15 protein-coding genes are annotated in these 16,635 nt (G+C 71.7%); 10 read left to right on the top strand and 5 right to left on the bottom strand.

Annotation, left to right across the window (positions count from 1 at the left end; all coding sequences use genetic code 11):
• The first annotated feature begins 307 nt into the window (after positions 1-307).
• Both ACWDEN_RS33110 and ACWDEN_RS33105 read left to right on the top strand, forming a co-directional pair.
• Positions 308-955 (top strand): TetR/AcrR family transcriptional regulator, encoded by a 648-nt coding sequence (locus tag ACWDEN_RS33110; RefSeq protein ID WP_351619677.1) that lies wholly within the window; start codon positions 308-310, stop codon positions 953-955.
• A gap of 203 nt (positions 956-1,158) precedes the next feature.
• Complete coding sequence (locus ACWDEN_RS33105; protein ID WP_450861510.1) at positions 1,159-2,715, top strand: MFS transporter; 1,557 nt, start codon at positions 1,159-1,161, stop codon at positions 2,713-2,715.
• Positions 2,716-2,746: 31 nt separating this feature from the next.
• Here the strand turns inward: ACWDEN_RS33105 and ACWDEN_RS33100 are convergent, their stop codons facing one another.
• Positions 2,747-3,256 carry a MarR family winged helix-turn-helix transcriptional regulator gene (locus tag ACWDEN_RS33100; protein ID WP_351619671.1) on the bottom strand — a complete coding sequence of 170 codons (510 nt, stop codon included), beginning with the start codon at positions 3,254-3,256 and terminating at the stop codon, positions 2,747-2,749.
• Between the two features lie 104 nt (positions 3,257-3,360).
• Here ACWDEN_RS33100 and ACWDEN_RS33095 point away from each other — a divergent pair, with 104 nt between their 5' ends.
• Positions 3,361-4,152 carry a dioxygenase family protein gene (locus ACWDEN_RS33095; protein ID WP_351619668.1) on the top strand — a complete coding sequence of 264 codons (792 nt, stop codon included), beginning with the start codon at positions 3,361-3,363 and terminating at the stop codon, positions 4,150-4,152.
• 46 nt (positions 4,153-4,198) lie between these two features.
• Here the strand turns inward: ACWDEN_RS33095 and ACWDEN_RS33090 are convergent, their stop codons facing one another.
• Complete coding sequence (locus ACWDEN_RS33090; RefSeq protein WP_351619667.1) at positions 4,199-4,717, bottom strand: GNAT family N-acetyltransferase; 519 nt, start codon at positions 4,715-4,717, stop codon at positions 4,199-4,201.
• A 193-nt stretch (positions 4,718-4,910) separates the two neighbouring features.
• Between ACWDEN_RS33090 and ACWDEN_RS33085 the strand changes: the two genes are divergently transcribed.
• The gene (locus ACWDEN_RS33085) at positions 4,911-5,909 is read left to right on the top strand and encodes a sigma-70 family RNA polymerase sigma factor (RefSeq protein ID WP_351619665.1); all 999 of its coding nucleotides are present in this window, start codon (positions 4,911-4,913) and stop codon (positions 5,907-5,909) included.
• 533 nt (positions 5,910-6,442) lie between these two features.
• On the opposite strand, the gene ACWDEN_RS33080 is transcribed toward ACWDEN_RS33085, so the two are convergent.
• The gene (locus ACWDEN_RS33080; RefSeq protein ID WP_450861508.1) at positions 6,443-7,465 is read right to left on the bottom strand and encodes a MerR family transcriptional regulator; all 1,023 of its coding nucleotides are present in this window, start codon (positions 7,463-7,465) and stop codon (positions 6,443-6,445) included.
• 158 nt (positions 7,466-7,623) lie between these two features.
• On the opposite strand from ACWDEN_RS33080, the gene ACWDEN_RS33075 reads away from it, so the two are divergent.
• Complete coding sequence (locus ACWDEN_RS33075) at positions 7,624-8,466, top strand: TetR/AcrR family transcriptional regulator (RefSeq protein WP_450861506.1); 843 nt, start codon at positions 7,624-7,626, stop codon at positions 8,464-8,466.
• 41 nt (positions 8,467-8,507) lie between these two features.
• Here ACWDEN_RS33075 and ACWDEN_RS33070 read toward each other — a convergent pair whose 3' ends face one another.
• Entirely contained in the window at positions 8,508-9,473 is a 966-nt protein-coding gene (locus ACWDEN_RS33070) for a helix-turn-helix transcriptional regulator (protein ID WP_351619662.1), read from the bottom strand.
• Between the two features lie 203 nt (positions 9,474-9,676).
• Here ACWDEN_RS33070 and ACWDEN_RS33065 point away from each other — a divergent pair, with 203 nt between their 5' ends.
• The 5 genes from ACWDEN_RS33065 to ACWDEN_RS33045 all read left to right on the top strand — a co-directional run bounded on the left by ACWDEN_RS33065 (position 9,677) and on the right by ACWDEN_RS33045 (position 15,803).
• Entirely contained in the window at positions 9,677-11,113 is a 1,437-nt protein-coding gene (locus ACWDEN_RS33065; RefSeq protein WP_450861596.1) for an MFS transporter, read from the top strand.
• Positions 11,114-11,307: 194 nt separating this feature from the next.
• Positions 11,308-12,069, top strand: coding sequence for a DeoR/GlpR family DNA-binding transcription regulator (locus ACWDEN_RS33060; protein ID WP_351619656.1), 762 nt, complete (start codon positions 11,308-11,310; stop codon positions 12,067-12,069).
• The gene (gene pfkB, locus ACWDEN_RS33055; RefSeq protein ID WP_450861504.1) at positions 12,066-13,013 is read left to right on the top strand and encodes a 1-phosphofructokinase; all 948 of its coding nucleotides are present in this window, start codon (positions 12,066-12,068) and stop codon (positions 13,011-13,013) included. Before ACWDEN_RS33060 ends, pfkB begins: the two co-directional genes overlap by 4 nt.
• 169 nt (positions 13,014-13,182) lie before the next feature.
• Positions 13,183-15,432 (top strand): PTS fructose transporter subunit IIABC, encoded by a 2,250-nt coding sequence (locus ACWDEN_RS33050; protein WP_450861502.1) that lies wholly within the window; start codon positions 13,183-13,185, stop codon positions 15,430-15,432.
• A 119-nt stretch (positions 15,433-15,551) separates the two neighbouring features.
• Entirely contained in the window at positions 15,552-15,803 is a 252-nt protein-coding gene (locus ACWDEN_RS33045; RefSeq protein ID WP_351621570.1) for a hypothetical protein, read from the top strand.
• A gap of 38 nt (positions 15,804-15,841) precedes the next feature.
• On the opposite strand, the gene ACWDEN_RS33040 is transcribed toward ACWDEN_RS33045, so the two are convergent.
• Positions 15,842-16,588 carry a DUF6227 family protein gene (locus ACWDEN_RS33040; RefSeq protein WP_450861501.1) on the bottom strand — a complete coding sequence of 249 codons (747 nt, stop codon included), beginning with the start codon at positions 16,586-16,588 and terminating at the stop codon, positions 15,842-15,844.
• Between the last annotated feature and the right edge of the window lie 47 nt (positions 16,589-16,635).

Here is a 16,635-nt window from a genome sequence, read left to right as displayed (position 1 = left end):
CACGGCAGCCGCCAGTCTCCGGCTGCACCCTTGCGCTCACCCTGTGCCGGTGGGGTGCGGGGCGCGCGCTGGGGGAGACCGATCGTGGGAATGCCGGTCCGCACAAGGGTGAATCCCGGCGGGAGATGAGTGTGTCTCAGGTCACAGAGGTTCTTTTCGCGGTCGGGAAATAACCGGGGAACCTCTCCCCGTTTAGTCCTGTGTCCGAGCGAAACGGGGACTGCTTCCCCGGATCGCCCCCGAACGGCCCCGAGCCGAACGGCCCCGAGTCGAACGGCCCCGACCCGAACACCCCGAGGAGTCCACCGTGCCGACCGCGACCACCCCCGTAGCGCGCAAGGTGCCCCGGCCCCGTGCCGACGCCCTGCGCAACCGGGAGCGGATCGTCACCGCCGCCCGCGAGATGTTCGTCGAGCACGGCCCGGACGTGCCGCTCGACGAGATCGCCCGCCGGGCCGGCGTCGGCAACGCCACGGTGTACCGCAACTTCCCCGACCGCGAGGCCCTCGTCCGCGAGGTCGTCTGCTCCGTCATGGACCGTACGGCCGAGGCGGCCGAGGTGGCCCTTGCAGAGACCGGGGACGCCTTCGCCGCGCTGGAGCACTTCGTGCACGCCGCCGCCGACGAGCGGATCAGCGCGCTGTGCCCGATGATCTCCAGCACGTTCGACCAGCACCACCGCGACCTGGTGGCCTCCCGTGAGCGCGTCGAGCAGCTCATCGAGGAGGTCATGGGCCGGGCCAAGGCGGCCGGACAGCTCCGGCCCGACGTCGGCGTCGGCGACCTGATGATCGTCGTGGCCCAGCTGAGCCGGCCTCCGGCCGGCACGGACTGCCTGCGCGGCGACCGTTTCGTCCACCGCCACCTTCAGGTGTTCCTCGACGGCCTGCGGGCGCCCGCCCGCTCCGCCCTGCCGGGCACGGCCATGACCATGAAGGAGCTGCGCGAGTGCTGACCGATTAGTTCGGCTCCCGATCCCGGTCCATTCCTGCGGCTGCGTACGGCACAGCCGTTCTCCTGCACTTGTCCGTCATCTTCTCCGCCACCTTCTCCGTCGTCTTCTCCGCCACCTTCTCCGTCGCCTTTACGCCAGTTTTTCGTCACTTTTCCGTCACCTCCGCCAGTTTTCCGTCACGAAGTCCCGAAGTGGGTACCCCCATGTCCGAAACAGCCCGCAAGGCTCCCGGCGCCACCGCGCCGACCGGCTTCGCCGCACGTGCCGGCGACGCCAACCGCTGGAAGGCGCTCGTCTTCATCGCGCTCGCCCAGCTGATGGTCGTCCTCGACGCCACCATCGTGAACATCGCCCTGCCCTCCGCCCAGAGTGACCTCGGCATATCCGATGGCAACCGGCAGTGGGTCGTCACGGCCTACGCGCTCGCCTTCGGCGGTCTGCTGCTCTTCGGCGGCCGGATCGCCGACCTGTGGGGCCGCAAGCGCGCCTTCGTCACCGGTCTGGCCGGCTTCGCCGCCGCGTCCGCGCTCGGCGGTGCCGCCACCTCCGGCGCGATGATGTTCGGCGCCCGCGCCCTCCAGGGTGTCTTCGGCGCCCTGCTCGCCCCGGCCGCGCTGTCGCTTCTCGCCGTGATGTTCACCGACGCCAGGGAACGCGCCAAGGCGTTCGGCATCTACGGCGCCATCGCGGGCGGCGGCGGTGCCGTGGGCCTGATCCTCGGCGGTTTCCTCACCGAGTACCTGAACTGGCGCTGGACCTTCTTCGTGAACATCCCGTTCGCCATCGTCGCCGCGGCCGGCGCCTACTTCGTCATCCGTGAGCCCGAGGGCGGCCGCAACCGCAACCCGCTCGACATCCCGGGCGTCCTGCTGTCCACGCTCGGCCTGGTCGCGCTCGTGTACGGCTTCACCCGTGCCGAGTCCGACGGCTGGGGCGACGCGGTGACCGTGTCCATGTTCATCGCGGCCGCGGTGCTGCTGCTCGCGTTCGTGGCCGTCGAGTCCCGGGTCAAGGCGCCGCTGCTGCCGCTGCGCGTGGTCAGCAACCGCAACCGGGGCGGCATCTACCTCTCCCTCGGTCTCGCCATCATCGGCATGTTCGGCCTGTTCCTCTTCCTGACCTACTACCTGCAGGTCGTGAAGGGCTACTCGCCGGTCAAGACCGGCTTCGCCTTCCTGCCGATGATCGCGGGCATGATCACGGGGTCCACCCAGATCGGCACCCGCCTGATGACCCGGATCGCGCCCCGGCTGCTGATGGGCCCCGGCTTCCTGGTCGCCGGCGTCGGCATGCTGCTGCTGACCCAGCTGAAGATCGACTCCTCGTACGGCATGCTGCTGCTGCCCGCGATGCTGCTGCTGGGCCTCGGCATGGGTACGGCGTTCATGCCGGCGATGTCCCTGGCCACCCAGGGCGTCGAGCCCCGGGACGCCGGTGTGGCCTCCGCGATGGTCAACACCTCGCAGCAGGTGGGCGGCGCGATCGGCACCGCCCTGCTGAACACCATCGCCGCGTCGGCGAAGACGTCGTACATCAAGGACCACATCGCCGGTGCGGCCACCAAGCCGCAGCAGCAGCTGGTCGGGCTCCAGGGCATGGTGCACGGCTACACCTCGGCGATCTGGTTCGCCGTCGGCATCCTCGGACTCGCCGCCCTGATCGCTTTCACCTTCGTCAACGCCGGCCGCCCCGGTACCACCGAGGTGATCTCCGGCGAGGGTGTCGAGGACGAGGTGCCGGTGCCGGTGGTGGCCCACTGACCGGCCGTACGGCGCGTGGCCGTGCGCTGATCTAGCGGAGCCAGGGCAGGTCCGCACCCGCTTCATCGGGCTGGAGGCCCTCGGCGACGATCTCCATGATCGCGCCGAGGGTCTTCTGCTGTTCAGGGCTGAGCCGCTCGAACAGCGCCTGCCGTACCGCCGCCACATGGCCGGGCGCGGTGCGCGCCAGCACCTCGGCGCCCTCGTCGGTGAGCACCGCGAACTGGCCGCGCTTGTCGGAGGGGCAGTCCTCGCGGCGGACCCAGCCGTTCTTCTCCAGCCGTGCGATCGCGTGCGACAGCCGGGAGCGCGTGATCTTCGCCTGCATCGCCAGCTCGGTCATCCGCAGCCGGCGGCGCGGGGCCTCCGCGAGGCCGACGAGCAGGCCGTAGTAGATGTGCGGCATGCCCGCGTCGCGCTGCAGCTGCCGGTCGAGGTGGTCCTCCAGCAGGGTGGTGGCGTGCAGGTAGGCCCGCCAGACGCGCTGTTCCTCGTCGGTGAGCCAGCGGGGCTGTGCGGCGGAGTCGGATGCCGTGTTCATGTGTCCCACTGTACGAGGCAGCTCCTTGAAACTTGAACAAGTCGGGCGTACGGTGGCCATAGAACTTGAGAGTTAAAGCAAAGCAGTCCATCGGAGCCGCCGCCATGTCCACCAGTAGCCCGGAGCGCATGCCCGCCCTGTACCTCAGTCATGGCGCCCCGCCGCTCGCCGACGACCCCGTCTGGCCCGGCCAGCTCGCCGCCTGGTCCGCGGACCTGCCCCGGCCGCAGGCGATCCTGATGGTCTCCGCCCACTGGGAGGAGGCCCCGCTCGCGCTGGGTGCGGTCGAGACCGTCCCGCTCGTCCACGACTTCTGGGGCTTCCCCGAGCACTACTACCGGGTCCGGTACGCCGCCCCCGGCGCCCCCGGGCTCGCCGAGTCCGTCCGCAAGCTGCTGCGCGCCCCCGGCACCCCCGTCCAGGACATCCCCGACCGCGGCCTCGACCACGGCGCCTACGTCCCCCTCGTCGAGATGTTCCCCGCCGCCGACATCCCCGTCCTGCAGATATCCATGCCCACGCTGGACCCGGTGCGCCTGATGGACATCGGCCGCAGGCTCGCGCCGCTGCGCGACGAAGGTGTGCTGATCGTCGGCTCCGGCTTCTTCACCCACAACCTCGCCGCCCTGCGGTACGCGGGCCACGGCGTGCCCAGCTGGTCCTCCGAGTTCGACGACTGGGGCCGCCGCGCCCTCCAGGCCCGCGACTGGGACGCCCTGCTGGACTTCCTGGACAAGGCCCCGGCCGGCCGCTACGCCCACCCGCGCACCGAACACTTCGCCCCGCTCTTCGTCACCATGGGCGCGGCGGAGGCCGGGGGCGAACTGGACGCGCAGAAGTCGGTGATCGACGGGTTCTGGATGGGAATGGCGAAGCGGTCCGTGCAGTTCGGGTGAGCGACGGCCCCTTTCGCGGGGGCCGGGCCGCAGCTCTTTCGCCGGGCTACAGCTCCTTCTCGTACCAGGCCACGTCCCAGTAGCGGCCGAACTTGCGGCCGACCTCGCGGTACGTGCCGACATACCGGAAGCCGAAGCGGGCGTGCAGCCGCTCGGAAGCCTCGTTGGGCTGGGCGATCCCGGCGTAGGCGCGGTGCACGTCCTCGTCGGCCAGGGCCTTGAACAGGGCGTCGTAGAGAAGCGACCCGATTCCGCGACGGCCGGCGTCCGGGGAGACGTAGACCGAGACCTCCACGGATGTGACGTACGCGGCCTTCGGCCGGTAAGGGCTGGATGTGGCGTACCCCAGAATCTCCTGTGACTCCGCGTCCGTGGCAACCAACAGGCGGTACGGGCCGTCTTCCGGGTGGGAGAGCAGCCAAGGGCGGCGCTCCTCCGGAGTGAAGATCGCGGTATCGAAAGTGATGGCCGTCTCACGTACGTAGTGGTTGTAGATCGCCGTGAGGGAATCCAGATCCCCCTCGACTCCCGGCCTGACCTGCACTTCTGTACGTTCCGTCGGCATCCCGCCTCCCCGCGTGGCGGACAGGGTACTGCATGATCAGAAAAATTGGGGGGCGGGTTGGGAATTCTGTCCGGATTCCAGTCGTTGTTTCCCACGGATGCAGGGCACTCGGAGAGAGTCGCCAGAGACACTCCCCCCGATGCCGAGCGTTCAGCAGGACCACCCGCCAGCCCACCATCGCAAGGGAGCACGCATGGCAACCCGTGCCGTCGCCCGTCGTCAGTCCGCCACCGGCGAGACGGTCGACTCGGCAAGCAGTGTTCGCGCCCATGGCGGCGAGATCGCGGACCGCGACCTGGTCGGCATGTACCTCGACGAGATCGCGCGTACGCCGCTGCTCGACGCCGCCAAGGAGGTCGAGCTGTCCCAGACCATCGAGGCGGGTGTCTTCGCGCAGCAGATCCTCGACGGTGAGGAGGAGTCCGCCGCGGACGCCTCCCGCGAGGAACTGGAAGCGCTGGTGGCCGCCGGTGAGCGGGCGAAGGACATCTTCATCCGTTCCAACCTCCGCCTGGTCGTGGCGGTGGCCCGGCGCTACCCGCGCAGCGGCCTGCCCCTGCTCGACCTGATCCAGGAGGGCAACGCCGGCCTGGTGCGCGCGGTCGAGAAGTTCGACTACCGCAAGGGCTTCAAGTTCTCGACGTACGCCACCTGGTGGATCCGACAGGCCATCACCCGGTCCATCGCCGACCAGTCCCGCACCATCCGGCTCCCCGTCCACCTGGTTGAGGAGCTGGGCCGTATCCGCCGCGTGCAGCGCGAGTTCAACCGTGAGCACGGCCGCGACCCGGAGCCCGCGGAGATCGCAGCGGAGCTGGGCGCCAGCCCGGAGCGCGTCATCGACGTCCTCGACTGGGCCCGCGACCCGGTCTCGCTGAACATGTCGGTGGACGACGAGGGCGAGACCCAGTTCGGCGACCTGCTGGAGGACACGTCCGCGATCTCGCCCGAGCAGTCGGTCCTCACCCTGCTCCGCAGCGAGGAACTGGACGACCTGATCGGCCGCCTGGACCAGCGCACCGCCTCCATCATCAAGATGCGGTACGGCATCGAGGACGGCCGCGAGCGCACCCTGACCGAGGTCGGCAAGGAGCACGGTCTGACGCGCGAACGCATCCGCCAGATCGAGAAGCACGCACTGCTCGAACTGAAGAAGCTGGCCCGCCAGACCGGCTTCGACGCGGCGGCGTAAGGGAGTTACGGCACGCCGGTGCCGGTGCCGGTCCCCGCGCGGCCCGGTGCCGGTGCCGTGGGTGCTGTGAGGCGGTGCCTGTCGGGTGACGCGGGGGCGAGGTGCCGCGGCGCGGCGGTCGGAAACCTGTGGTTCCTGTGGGCGTATGGTGCCTGGGGGGAGCGCACGCCGGTGGCGGAGGACGGCGCAAACATGGCGCGGTCCCATCGCTTCAACTCCCGGGCCCGCGGGAACAACCCTTCCGGGCCCCACAGCAGCCAGGCCCCGGAACCGCACTCCCCACGCACCGCACGGACGGGCCGACCCCACGCGCCCACCCGCACGACCCGAGCCACACAGCCAGGTCCCGACGCACATCCCCCCCGGCGCCGGGACCTTCCCAGCCGGGCTTCGGCACCTATCCCCCCCGGGTGCCGGGGCCCGGCTTCCTCTGTGTCCGGGTGTGCCTGCGTCCGTATCCGCCTGTTCTCAAGCGAGCTGAGAGCCCGTCGGGCCGTGCTCCTCAACGGACCATTCCTGTCCGGACGTTGACATCAGGCCACCGCTCGAGCGCGCAGCGCCGCGGCCGCCCAGTCGATCACCGGAGTCACCGGCTGGGGAGCCGGCCAGCCGTTGACGAGGGCCAGCAGGCGGAGATAGTTGTCCCTACGGGGTTCGCGCGCGGCTTCGAGGCGTTGGAGCAGCCATTCGTGCGGCGCGGCGTGGCCGACGTGCCCGCAGGCGCGGGCGCACCGGGTGACGAGGGCCGCGACCACGGGATCCGCTTCCGGCGCTTCGGGCCTGATGCCGGACGCCAGGGCCGTGTCCACGACATCCCGGGCCACAGCGACGACATCCGGCGCGGGCGGCATGCCGACGCCACCCCCGGCCCCGCGCCCGTTCCTGGCCTGCTCCTGGACCAGGCGTCGTACGGCTCCACGGAACCCGTCGTCGAGCGACAGCTCGGCCAGCTCCACCCACGCCGCCACCTGCTCCTCGGTCGGGTTGTCGGGCAACTCGGGGGTGAGAGAACGCCGAAGCCCGGCCTCGGCCGGGGAGGGCTGGGGTGCGTCGGCCGGGGAGGGGCGGGGTGCGTCGGCGCGGGCGGACTGGAGTGCGTCGGGCGAGGCGGGCCGGGGTGCCTCGAAGACGGCGTCGAGGAAACCGTCGACCAGGCGTCGCCGTTCCGCTTCGGACAGGGTCGCCAACCGGTGCATGAGCTCCATCTCCTCGAAGGTCGGGTCACGCCTGGCCGCTACGGCGGACAGCACCGCCCGGCGCAGGCGCAGCACACTGATCTGCACGTCCAGCGCGGCAGCCTGCTCCGCCGCGACCCGGCCGAGGGAGAGCGGCCGGTCCACGATCCGCCGGATCACCTCCAGGCCGAGGCCGAGTTCGCGCAGCGTCCGTACGAGCGCCAGCCGGGGGACCGCCTCGGGGCCGTAGCGGCGGTAACCGGCCGGGGTACGGCTCGCCGGCACCACGAGACCCTGATCCGAATAGAAGCGGATGGTCTTGACCGACAGCCCGGTACGCCGGGCCAGCTCACCGATCGAGTACGAGATGCCGCCGTGCATGAGCCCACCTTCCGGTCTCCCCTCGCGGGAGACTCAAGTCCGCAAGGGCGGCGGGCCGGTGGGGGGCGGACATCCTGGGACGACGGCCCACCCCGTACCTGAACCCCGGGGTGGACCGTCGGATGGCAGATTCTGCCACATGGGCATAGCCTGCCGGGGTGAGCACCACCCCTGGCACCACCCCCGGCACCACCCGCGGTACCCCTCCCGGCACCAGCCCCCACCAGCCGCTTTCCAGCTCCGCGCCGGTCTCGCTGACCGAACGCCGGAAGGCCGAGACCCGGACGGAGATCGCCCGGGCGGCGGCCGCCCTGTTCGTCCGCCAGGGCCTGCGGGCGACCCGCGCCGAGGACATCGCACAGGCCGCCGGCATCGCACCGCGCACCTTCTACCGTTACTTCGCCACCAAGGAGGAAGCGGTCGCCCCCCTCTACGCGACGGGCGCCCAGCGCTGGACGGAAGCGGTCCGCTCGGCCCCGGCCCACCTCGGCGTTCCCGAGGCCCTGGAGCACGCCGTACAGCACACCCTCACCCCGGGCGTCGGTGTCTCTGCTGCGTCCTGGGAGTGGGTCCGCACCCTGATCCGCCTGGCCGACGCCAGTCCCGCCCTGCGCAAGGTCTGGGCAGAGGTCTGCCAGGCGTCGGAGCAGACCCTGGCCGAGATCCTCGCGAACCGGATCGCATCAACTGCAGTTGAGAGCAATGAGCGAGAGGGGCGAGAGGGGCGCCGAGAGGGGCGAGAGGGGCGGGACGGGCGCCGCGAGGGGCGAGAGAGGCACCGCGATGGGCGCGACAGTGTTGCCCCGGGACCCGTATCCCCCGCACCGGTCACCCCCGACCTCCGCTTCGCCGCGGCCGTCGCCGGCGCCGCCGTCCGCGTGGCCGTGGAGTCCTGGGCCGCCACCTCCTCCCCGCCCACCGGCCCGGAAGGCCCCGCGGTCCTGGCGCTGCGCAACCTCGCGTCCCTGCGGGACTTCGGGTGGGGCGACCGGGAGGGCTAGGCCGTCCCCGAAGGGCCCGGCCTCGGCGACCCTCCCCGAGTTCACCCGCCCCCGGCCCGACTCAGCCGACCACCCAACTCCCGTATGCACTCCATCAGTTCACTCGGCCCTCCTACCGTGAACTCGTACCCCGCCATCGCCAGCCGCACCGCCAGCCACTCCAGCGGATCACCGCAGGTGCCCCGCAGCACACAACCCCCCTCGCCGTCCTCCTCCGGCACCCCGAGCCATGCCGGCAGGCGCGCGGAGACCTGCTCCGCCGGCGCGGCGAACCGCACCGCGAACTCGTACGTCTCCTGCCGCCGGTGGATGGACTGCCGCAGGTACTCCGCCGCGCTTCCGGTCGGCAACTCCCGCGGTGCGAAGCGGACTCCCGTCGCGAACGGCTCGCTCACCCGGTCCACCCGGAAGGTCCGCCAGTCGGCGCGGTCGAGGTCGTAGGCGACGAGGTACCACCGGCGCCCGGTCGACACCAGCCGGTGCGGTTCGGTCAGCCGCCGTGACTCGCTGCCGTCCTTGTCGCGGTAGGCGAACCGCAGCCGCTCGTGCCCCGCCACCGCCGAGGCCATCACGGTCAGCGTCTCCGGTGCGATGGTCGGGCCGTCCCCGCTGGTCAGCGGTGTCGTCGCGGCCTGGAGCGTGGACACCCGGTGGCGCAGCCGGGCCGGCAGTACCTGCTCCAGCTTGGCCAGGGCCCGTACGGACGCCTCGTCCACGCCCTCCACCGCATGCCCGGCACCGGCCCGCAGTCCCACCGCGATCGCCACCGCCTCCTCGTCGTCCAGCACCAGCGGCGGCAGCGCCTTGCCGGCGACCAGCCGATATCCGCCGTCGGCCCCTTTGCTGGCCTGCACGGGATAGCCCAGCTCGCGCAACCGGTCGATGTCCCGCCGCACGGTACGCCGCGACACCCTGAGCCGCTCGGCCAGCTCACCGCCGGGCCACTCGCGGGGGGTCTGGAGCAGGGAGAGGAGCTGCAGCAGCCGGGCGGGTGTGTCGGTAGTCATGCCGACGAGAATGCCGCACAACTAGGACTGGATCTGACCTATTGCTGCTCTACGTTCCCCTCATGACCCCGAACGACAGCAACACCGGCAAGCGGCGCGGGGAACTGCGCGACCAGCCCAGGACGACGACCACGACAGCAACTCCCACGGTGCTCCCCGAGCCGTCACCCGACCGAGCCCGCTGGCTGGCCCTGGCCATCGTCATGACCGCGGCCTTCATGGACCTGGTCGACGTGACGATCGTCAACATCGCCATCCCGTCCATCCAGCGGAGCGCCCACGCGTCGGTCAGCCAGATCCAGTGGATAACGGCCGGCTACGCCCTGGCCTTCGCCGCAGCTCTCATCACCGGCGGACGTCTGGGCGACATCCACGGCCGCAAACGGCTGTTCCTGATCGGTGTCGGCGGCTTCACCCTCGCCTCCGCCCTGTGCGGCTTCGCCGCGAACCCGGAGATGCTGGTCGCCTCCCGCATCCTGCAGGGCGGTATGGCGGCGATGATGGTGCCGCAGGTGCTGTCGATCGTGCACGCCACCTTCCCGGCCCACGAACGCGGCAAGGTGTTCGGCCTGTTCGGCGCAGTTGTCGGCCTGGGCGCGGTCTCCGGACCGCTGCTCGGCGCGCTCCTGACGGAGTGGAACCTCTTCGGGCTCGAATGGCGGCCCATCTTCCTCATCAACCTCCCTGTCGGCGTCCTGGCCTGGATCCTGGGCCGCCGCTTCATCACCGAATCGAAGGCCCCCAAGGCGCTGAAGCTGGACCTCGTCGGTGTCGCCCTGGTCTCGCTGGGCCTGCTGATGCTGCTGTATCCGCTCACCCGCGGCCGCGAGCTGGGCTGGCCGCTGTGGGGGTACCTCTGCATGGCCGGCGCGTTCGTCGTCTTCGCGGCGCTGGTGTCGTACGAAAAACGGAAGGCGGCCAGGGACGGTTCCCCGCTCGTCGAACTGTCCCTCTTCCGGGTGAAGAGCTTCGCCGCGGGCATCGCCGTACAGACCGTTTTCGGGGTCGCGCTCGGCATCTTCTTCCTGGTCTGGACGCTGTACATGCAGATCGGCCTGGGCTGGAGCCCGCTGCGGGCCGGGCTGACCGGTGTGCCGTTCTCGCTCGCGGTGTCGACGGCGGCCGGAATGTCGGTGCAGAAGCTGGTCCCGAGGTTCGGGCGGAAGGTGCTCCAGGCGGGCGCGCTGGTCATGGCCGCCGGCGTACTGCTCTACCTGTGGGAGGCCCACCGGTACGGCCTCGCCATCGCCTCCTGGCAGATGGCCCTGCCGCTGGTGGTGATGGGCGCCGGGATGGGGCTGATCGTCGCCCCGCTGACCGACGCGGTGCTGTCGGAGGTGCCGCGCGAGCACGCCGGGTCCGCATCCGGGCTGATCAACACGGTGCAGCAGATGGGCAACGCGCTCGGCCTGGGGCTCGTGTCGGTGGTGTTCTTCGGCGAGATCGGCGACCGGCTCGCCCCGGCCCAGGTCGGCCCGGCCTTCGTGCACGCCTTCCAGCACGCGCTGTGGTGGGTCGCCGGGATCATGGGCGCGATCTTCCTGCTGATGTCCGCCCTCCCGAAGCGGCCGGCCCCTCACGAGGAAGCGGCCGAACCGGACCTGCCCGCGCTCGAACGGGAACCGGAACTGGTGCCCTGAGCAGGCACGACAGCGGCCCGGCACCGGCAGGGTGCCGGGCCCGTCTGTTGTTCGGACACCCAGAGAAGTCCGATCACGCCCGATCGGAGTCCGAACTTGTTTACTTTCCGGAAATCCGGGCGTAGTCTCAGGTCGAAACCACACGTTCGGGCATCACTCGGAAGTGAACGGACACCCAGACGGAGGCCAACGACATGTACGCACCGGAACGGCAGCAGGAGATCCTCCGGCTCGCACGTGACGGCGGCCGGGTGGACGTGCTGTCGCTCGCCGAGGAGTTCCAGGTCACCGCGGAAACGATTCGCCGCGATCTGAAGGCCCTCGACCGCGCCGGCCTTGTCCGCCGCGTGCACGGTGGTGCCATCCCGGTCGGCCGCCTCGACTTCGAACCGGACCTCACCGAGCGCGAGTCCACCGCCGCCGACGAGAAGGACCGCATCGCCAAGGCCGCCCTCGCCGAACTGCCGACCGAGGGCACCATGATCCTCGACGCCGGTACGACGGTCGCCCGGGTCGCCGCCGCGATCCCGCTCGAGGCCACCCTGACCGTCGTCACGCACAGCCTGCCCATCGCCGCCCGCCTCGCCGACCACCCGGGCATCCAGCTCCACCTGGTCGGGGGGCGCGTGCGACACCGCACGCGCGCCGCCGTGGACGCCTGGGCGCTCCGCGCGTACAGCGAGATCCGCGCCGACGTGCTGTTCGTGGCGGCGAACGGCTTCTCCGCCGAGCACGGCCTGACCACCCCGGACCTCGCCGAGGCCGCGGTCAAGCGGGCCGCGGTCGCCGCCGCCCGGCGCGTGGTGCTGCTGGCCGACTCCGCCAAGCACGGCCAGGAGCACTTCGCCCGCTTCGGTGACCTGAGCGACGTGGACCTGCTGATCACCGACAACGGCCTGAGCCTGGAAGACGCCACCGCCATCGAGCGCGGCGGCACGGAAGTAGTGCGCGCATGATCCTCACCGTCACCCCCAACCCGTCCCTCGACCGCACCTACGAGGTCCAGGCCCTGAAGCGCGGCGAGGTCATCCGTGCCGAGACGGAGCGCATGGACCCCGGCGGCAAGGGCGTGAACGTCTCGCGCGCCGTCGCGGCCGCCGGCCGGCGCACGGTCGCCGTTCTGCCCCTGGGCGGTGCGCCGGGGGCGCTCATCGCCGACCTGCTCGACGCGCAGGGCATCGAGGTCGCGCCGGTGCCGATCGCCGGAGCCACCCGCTCGAACATCGCGCTCGCGGAGTCCGACGGGGCCCTCACGAAGATCAACGCGCCGGGTCCGGAGCTGTCGGGGGCCGAACAGGAGCTCCTCCTGGACACCGTGCGCGCGCAGTCCCGCGACGCCGACTGGATCGCGTGCTGCGGCAGCCTGTCCCGGGGGCTCGCGCCCTCGTGGTACGCCGATGTCGTCACGCGGGCGCACGCCGGGGGCGCGCGCATCGCGCTGGACACCTCGGGGCGTGCGCTGCTGGAGGCGCTGCGCGCGCGGCCCGACGTGGTGAAGCCGAACGCCGAGGAGCTCGCGGAAGCCGTCGGGCGCCCCCTGGCGACCGTGGGCGACGCGCTGAAGGCGGCCGAGGAGGTGCGCGGCATGGGCGCGCGCGCCGTGCTCGCGAGCCTGGGCGCCGACGGGCAGCTCCTCGTGGAGGACGCGGGCGCCTGGTTCGCCACCGCGCCCGTGGACACCCTCCGCAGCAACGTCGGCGCCGGCGACTCCTCCCTCGCCGGTTTCCTGATCGCCGGAGGCAGCGGCCCCGCGGCCCTCGCCTCCGCCGTCGCCCACGGCGCCGCCGCCGTCCAGCTCCCCGGCAGCGTCATGCCGACCCCCGCCGACCTGGACCCGTCGGCGGTGACCGTCACGGCGGAGATCCCGCTCGACCGCGAACTGACGGAGCCAGCGTCATGAACGCCCACGCGCTCCGCGGCCCCCACACCGGCACCCGGCGGCTGGGCGCCTGCATCGCGTCCGCACCCCAGGAGGCGCCCACCCGGCCCGCCTCATCCCCCCACCGCACCCCCGTCCCCACCTCCGCCCACCCCTCTCCCCGGGCGATACGCGTGCATAGGAGCCCGCGATGAGCAACATGATCACCGCGGACCTGGTCGATCTCGACCTGTCCGCCGACACCAAGGAAGCGGCGGCGCGTGCCCTCGCCGAGCGCATGGTGGCCCAGGGCCGGGTGACCGACCTGGAGGGCTTCCTCGCCGACGTGGCCGCGCGCGAGGCGCAGATGCCGACCGGCCTCGACGGCGGCATCGGCATCCCGCACTGCCGCAGCTCCCACGTCACCGAGCCGACCCTCGCCTTCGGCCGCAGCGGCGCGGGCATCGACTTCGGCGCCGCGGACGGCCCGGCCGACCTGATCTTCCTGATCGCGGCCCCGGCCGGCGCCGACGACGCCCACCTCACGATCCTCTCCTCACTGGCCCGCCAGCTGATGAACACCGACTTCACCTCGGCGCTGCGCGGGGTGGCCGATGTGCAGACGGCCGCGGCGCTGATCCGCGGGGACGAGACGCCCAGCACGGCGCAGGCGCCGACGCCTTCCGAGGCGGGTGCCGGCGCGAGCGAGGACGCGGGCAGTGTGGCGGACGCCGGGGGTGCGGAGGCGAGCGCGGGCGCGAGCGCTGCTGCAGGCGCCGCTCAGAGCGCCGCGGGCGCTGCGAGTGCCGCGGGCGCATCCGAAGACACCGCTGCGGCGTCGGTGGCGGCCTCCGCCGACGCCGCGGCGGGCACCACGGCGCAGGCGCCGGGCACATCAGCCCCGGCGCAGGCGTCTCCCGCGGGCGCCGGCTCCGCCACGGACTCCGGCGGACGCCCCTTCCGTGTCGTCGCCGTCACCTCCTGCCCGACCGGCATCGCGCACACCTACATGGCGGCTGAGTCCCTCGAGAACGCGGGACGCCAGGCGGGCGTCGAACTCGTCGTCGAGACACAGGGCTCGGCCGGCTTCACCCGGCTGGATCCGGCGGTGATCGCGGCGGCGGACGCCGTGATCTTCGCGCACGACGTCCCCGTACGCGACAAGGACCGCTTCGCCGGCAAGCCGACCGTCGACGTCGGAGTGAAGGCGGGCATCAACCGCCCGGCGGAACTCATCACGGAGGTGCGTGCGAAGGCCGCGCGCGGCGAGACGAGTGCGCCGGCGCCGGCGTCGGGCGGCACGCCGGTCGAGCGCGCCGGCGACTCCACCGAGGGCTACGGCACCAGGCTGCGCAAGTGGCTGATGAGCGGCGTGAGCTACATGGTTCCGTTCGTCGCCGCGGGCGGTCTCCTCATCGCCGTGGGCTTCGCGATCGGCGGCTACAAGATCAACAAGGCGCCGTCGGTGATGGACCACTTCGTGTGGACCCAGGCCGACAGCTGGGGCGCCCTGCTGTTCCAGATCGGCGCGGTGGCCTTCGGCTTCCTCGTCCCGGTCCTGGCCGGTTACATCGCCTACGGCATGGCCGACCGGCCGGGCCTGGTCCCCGGCTTCGTCGGCGGCGCGATCTCACTGACCATCAACGCGGGCTTCCTCGGCGGCCTCGCGGCCGGTCTGATCGCCGGTGGCGTGGTGATGGCCATCCAGAAGGTGCGGATCCCCCCTGCGTTGCGCGGCATCATGCCGGTGGTGGTGATCCCGCTGATCTCCTCGGCGATCGTCGGATTCCTGATGTTCGTCGTGGTCGGCAAGCCCATCGCCGGCGCCCAGAAGGGCCTCACCAGCTGGCTGAACAGCCTCACCGGCACCAACGCCATCCTGCTGGGCGCCCTCCTCGGCCTGATGATGTGCTTCGACCTGGGCGGCCCCGTCAACAAGGTCGCCTACACCTTCGCCACCGCCGGCATCGCGGTGTCCAACCCCGGCGACTCCGCGATGAAGATCATGGCCGCGGTGATGGCGGCCGGCATGGTCCCGCCGCTGGCGATGGCCCTCGCCACCACCGTGCGCGGCAGGCTGTTCACGCAGACCGAGCGCGAGAACGGCAAGGCCGCCTGGGTCCTGGGCGCCTCCTTCATCTCCGAGGGCGCGATCCCGTTCGCGGCGGCCGACCCCTTGCGCGTGATCCCCGCGTCGATGGTCGGCGGTGCGCTCACCGGCGCCCTGTCGATGGCCTTCGGCGCCACCCTGCGCGCCCCGCACGGCGGTATCTTCGTCGTCCCGCTGATCGGCAACCCGTTCCTGTACCTCATCGCCATCGCGGCCGGTGTCTGCGCCACCACGGCCCTGGTCGTCCTCCTCAAGGGCATGCGCAAGCAGACCCCGGAGACCACGGCCACCGACCCCGCCACGAACGCGGCCACCACGGCGAAGGAGACCAAGCAGCCCGTGGCAGCCTGAGCATCACACCCCCTCCGCCACACCTTGTCCCTTTAGCGCGCTGTGAGTTGTTCACGGCACCTGCGAGATACGTCACGGTCCGGGACCAAAGTCCCGGACCGTGGTGTGTACTGGGACGTATGCCAGAGCATGTCTCGACCCTCCAGTTGGCCGGCGCGGCCGTCCTCGCCCTGGCCGGCACGGCGTGGGCGATCGGCGTCATACGCCTGCTGCGCCGCTTCCGTGCAGAGGCCCTGCGAGAGCTCCGGGCTGCTCGTCTCCCGCTCCTGCCGTCCCAACGGCAGGCCGGACCTGCGCTGGAGAAGGTGGAGCTGACCCCCGCGGAACAGGACGCCTTCGCCGGGCTGATACGGCGTCTCGGCGATCACTGACCGGACAGGCGCCGTCACCCCCGCGCCCTCGGCGCGTGCTATGCCTGCCGCGCCGCGCGCCGCTCCATGGCGTCCCGCGCCGCGTCCTCCGACATGTACACCTCGCACATGTGCCGCCCGTCCGGCGTCGCCGTGTGCTCGACCTCCCACAGGGACAGCTCACCGCCGTCCGGCAGCAGGAACGCGTGCTGGTACAGCGCGTAGCTCAGACCCGCGCGCCCGGCGCGCCCCGGGCGCCCGAACGCCTGCGTGATCTCGTGCGCCGTCGCAGTCGCCAGCAGCGCCGCCGTCTCCGCACCGGGCCGGTCCGGATTCTCCGCGCGACGCAGAAGCCGGCGCGCGTGGTCCGCCGAGTCGTCGGAGGCGAACATGTGGCGGGGCTCCGGAATCGCCCACAGCCGCATCAGCGCGGGCACCTCGAACTCGGGCGTCTCCGGCGGCATCCCGAGCCGAGCCGTGGCCGTCTGCAGCTCCTCCTCGTCGACGTACACCTCGCTCTCCGGGGCGCCGCCCGGCGTGGGGTTGTGCACGAGCTCCCACAGCGTGACCGCGGAGCCGTCGGCGAGCAGCCAGGTGTGCCGGTACGTCTCCCGGTGCCGTCCCGCGCTGTGGTACGCGGAGTGCAGCGAACTGTCGTGCGCCAGCGCGCAGTCGAGCTGCCGTATGACCTCGTCGGGCAGCTCGAAGGAGTTCAGGGCACGGCCGAGGAGTCGCTCGAGATGCTCCTCAGGAGACTCGGGCGACTCGGCTGGTTCGTACGCTGCCGTCTCGTACGGAACGCTCAAGGCATCTCCCGGCGTTGCTGCATGTCACCTTGTGGGTGCATACCGTA

It is taken from the genome of Streptomyces sp. NPDC001153, assembly GCF_053598315.1.
The sequence above is the reverse complement of the archived record's forward strand: the minus strand, read 5'-3'. Positions and strand labels throughout refer to the sequence as shown.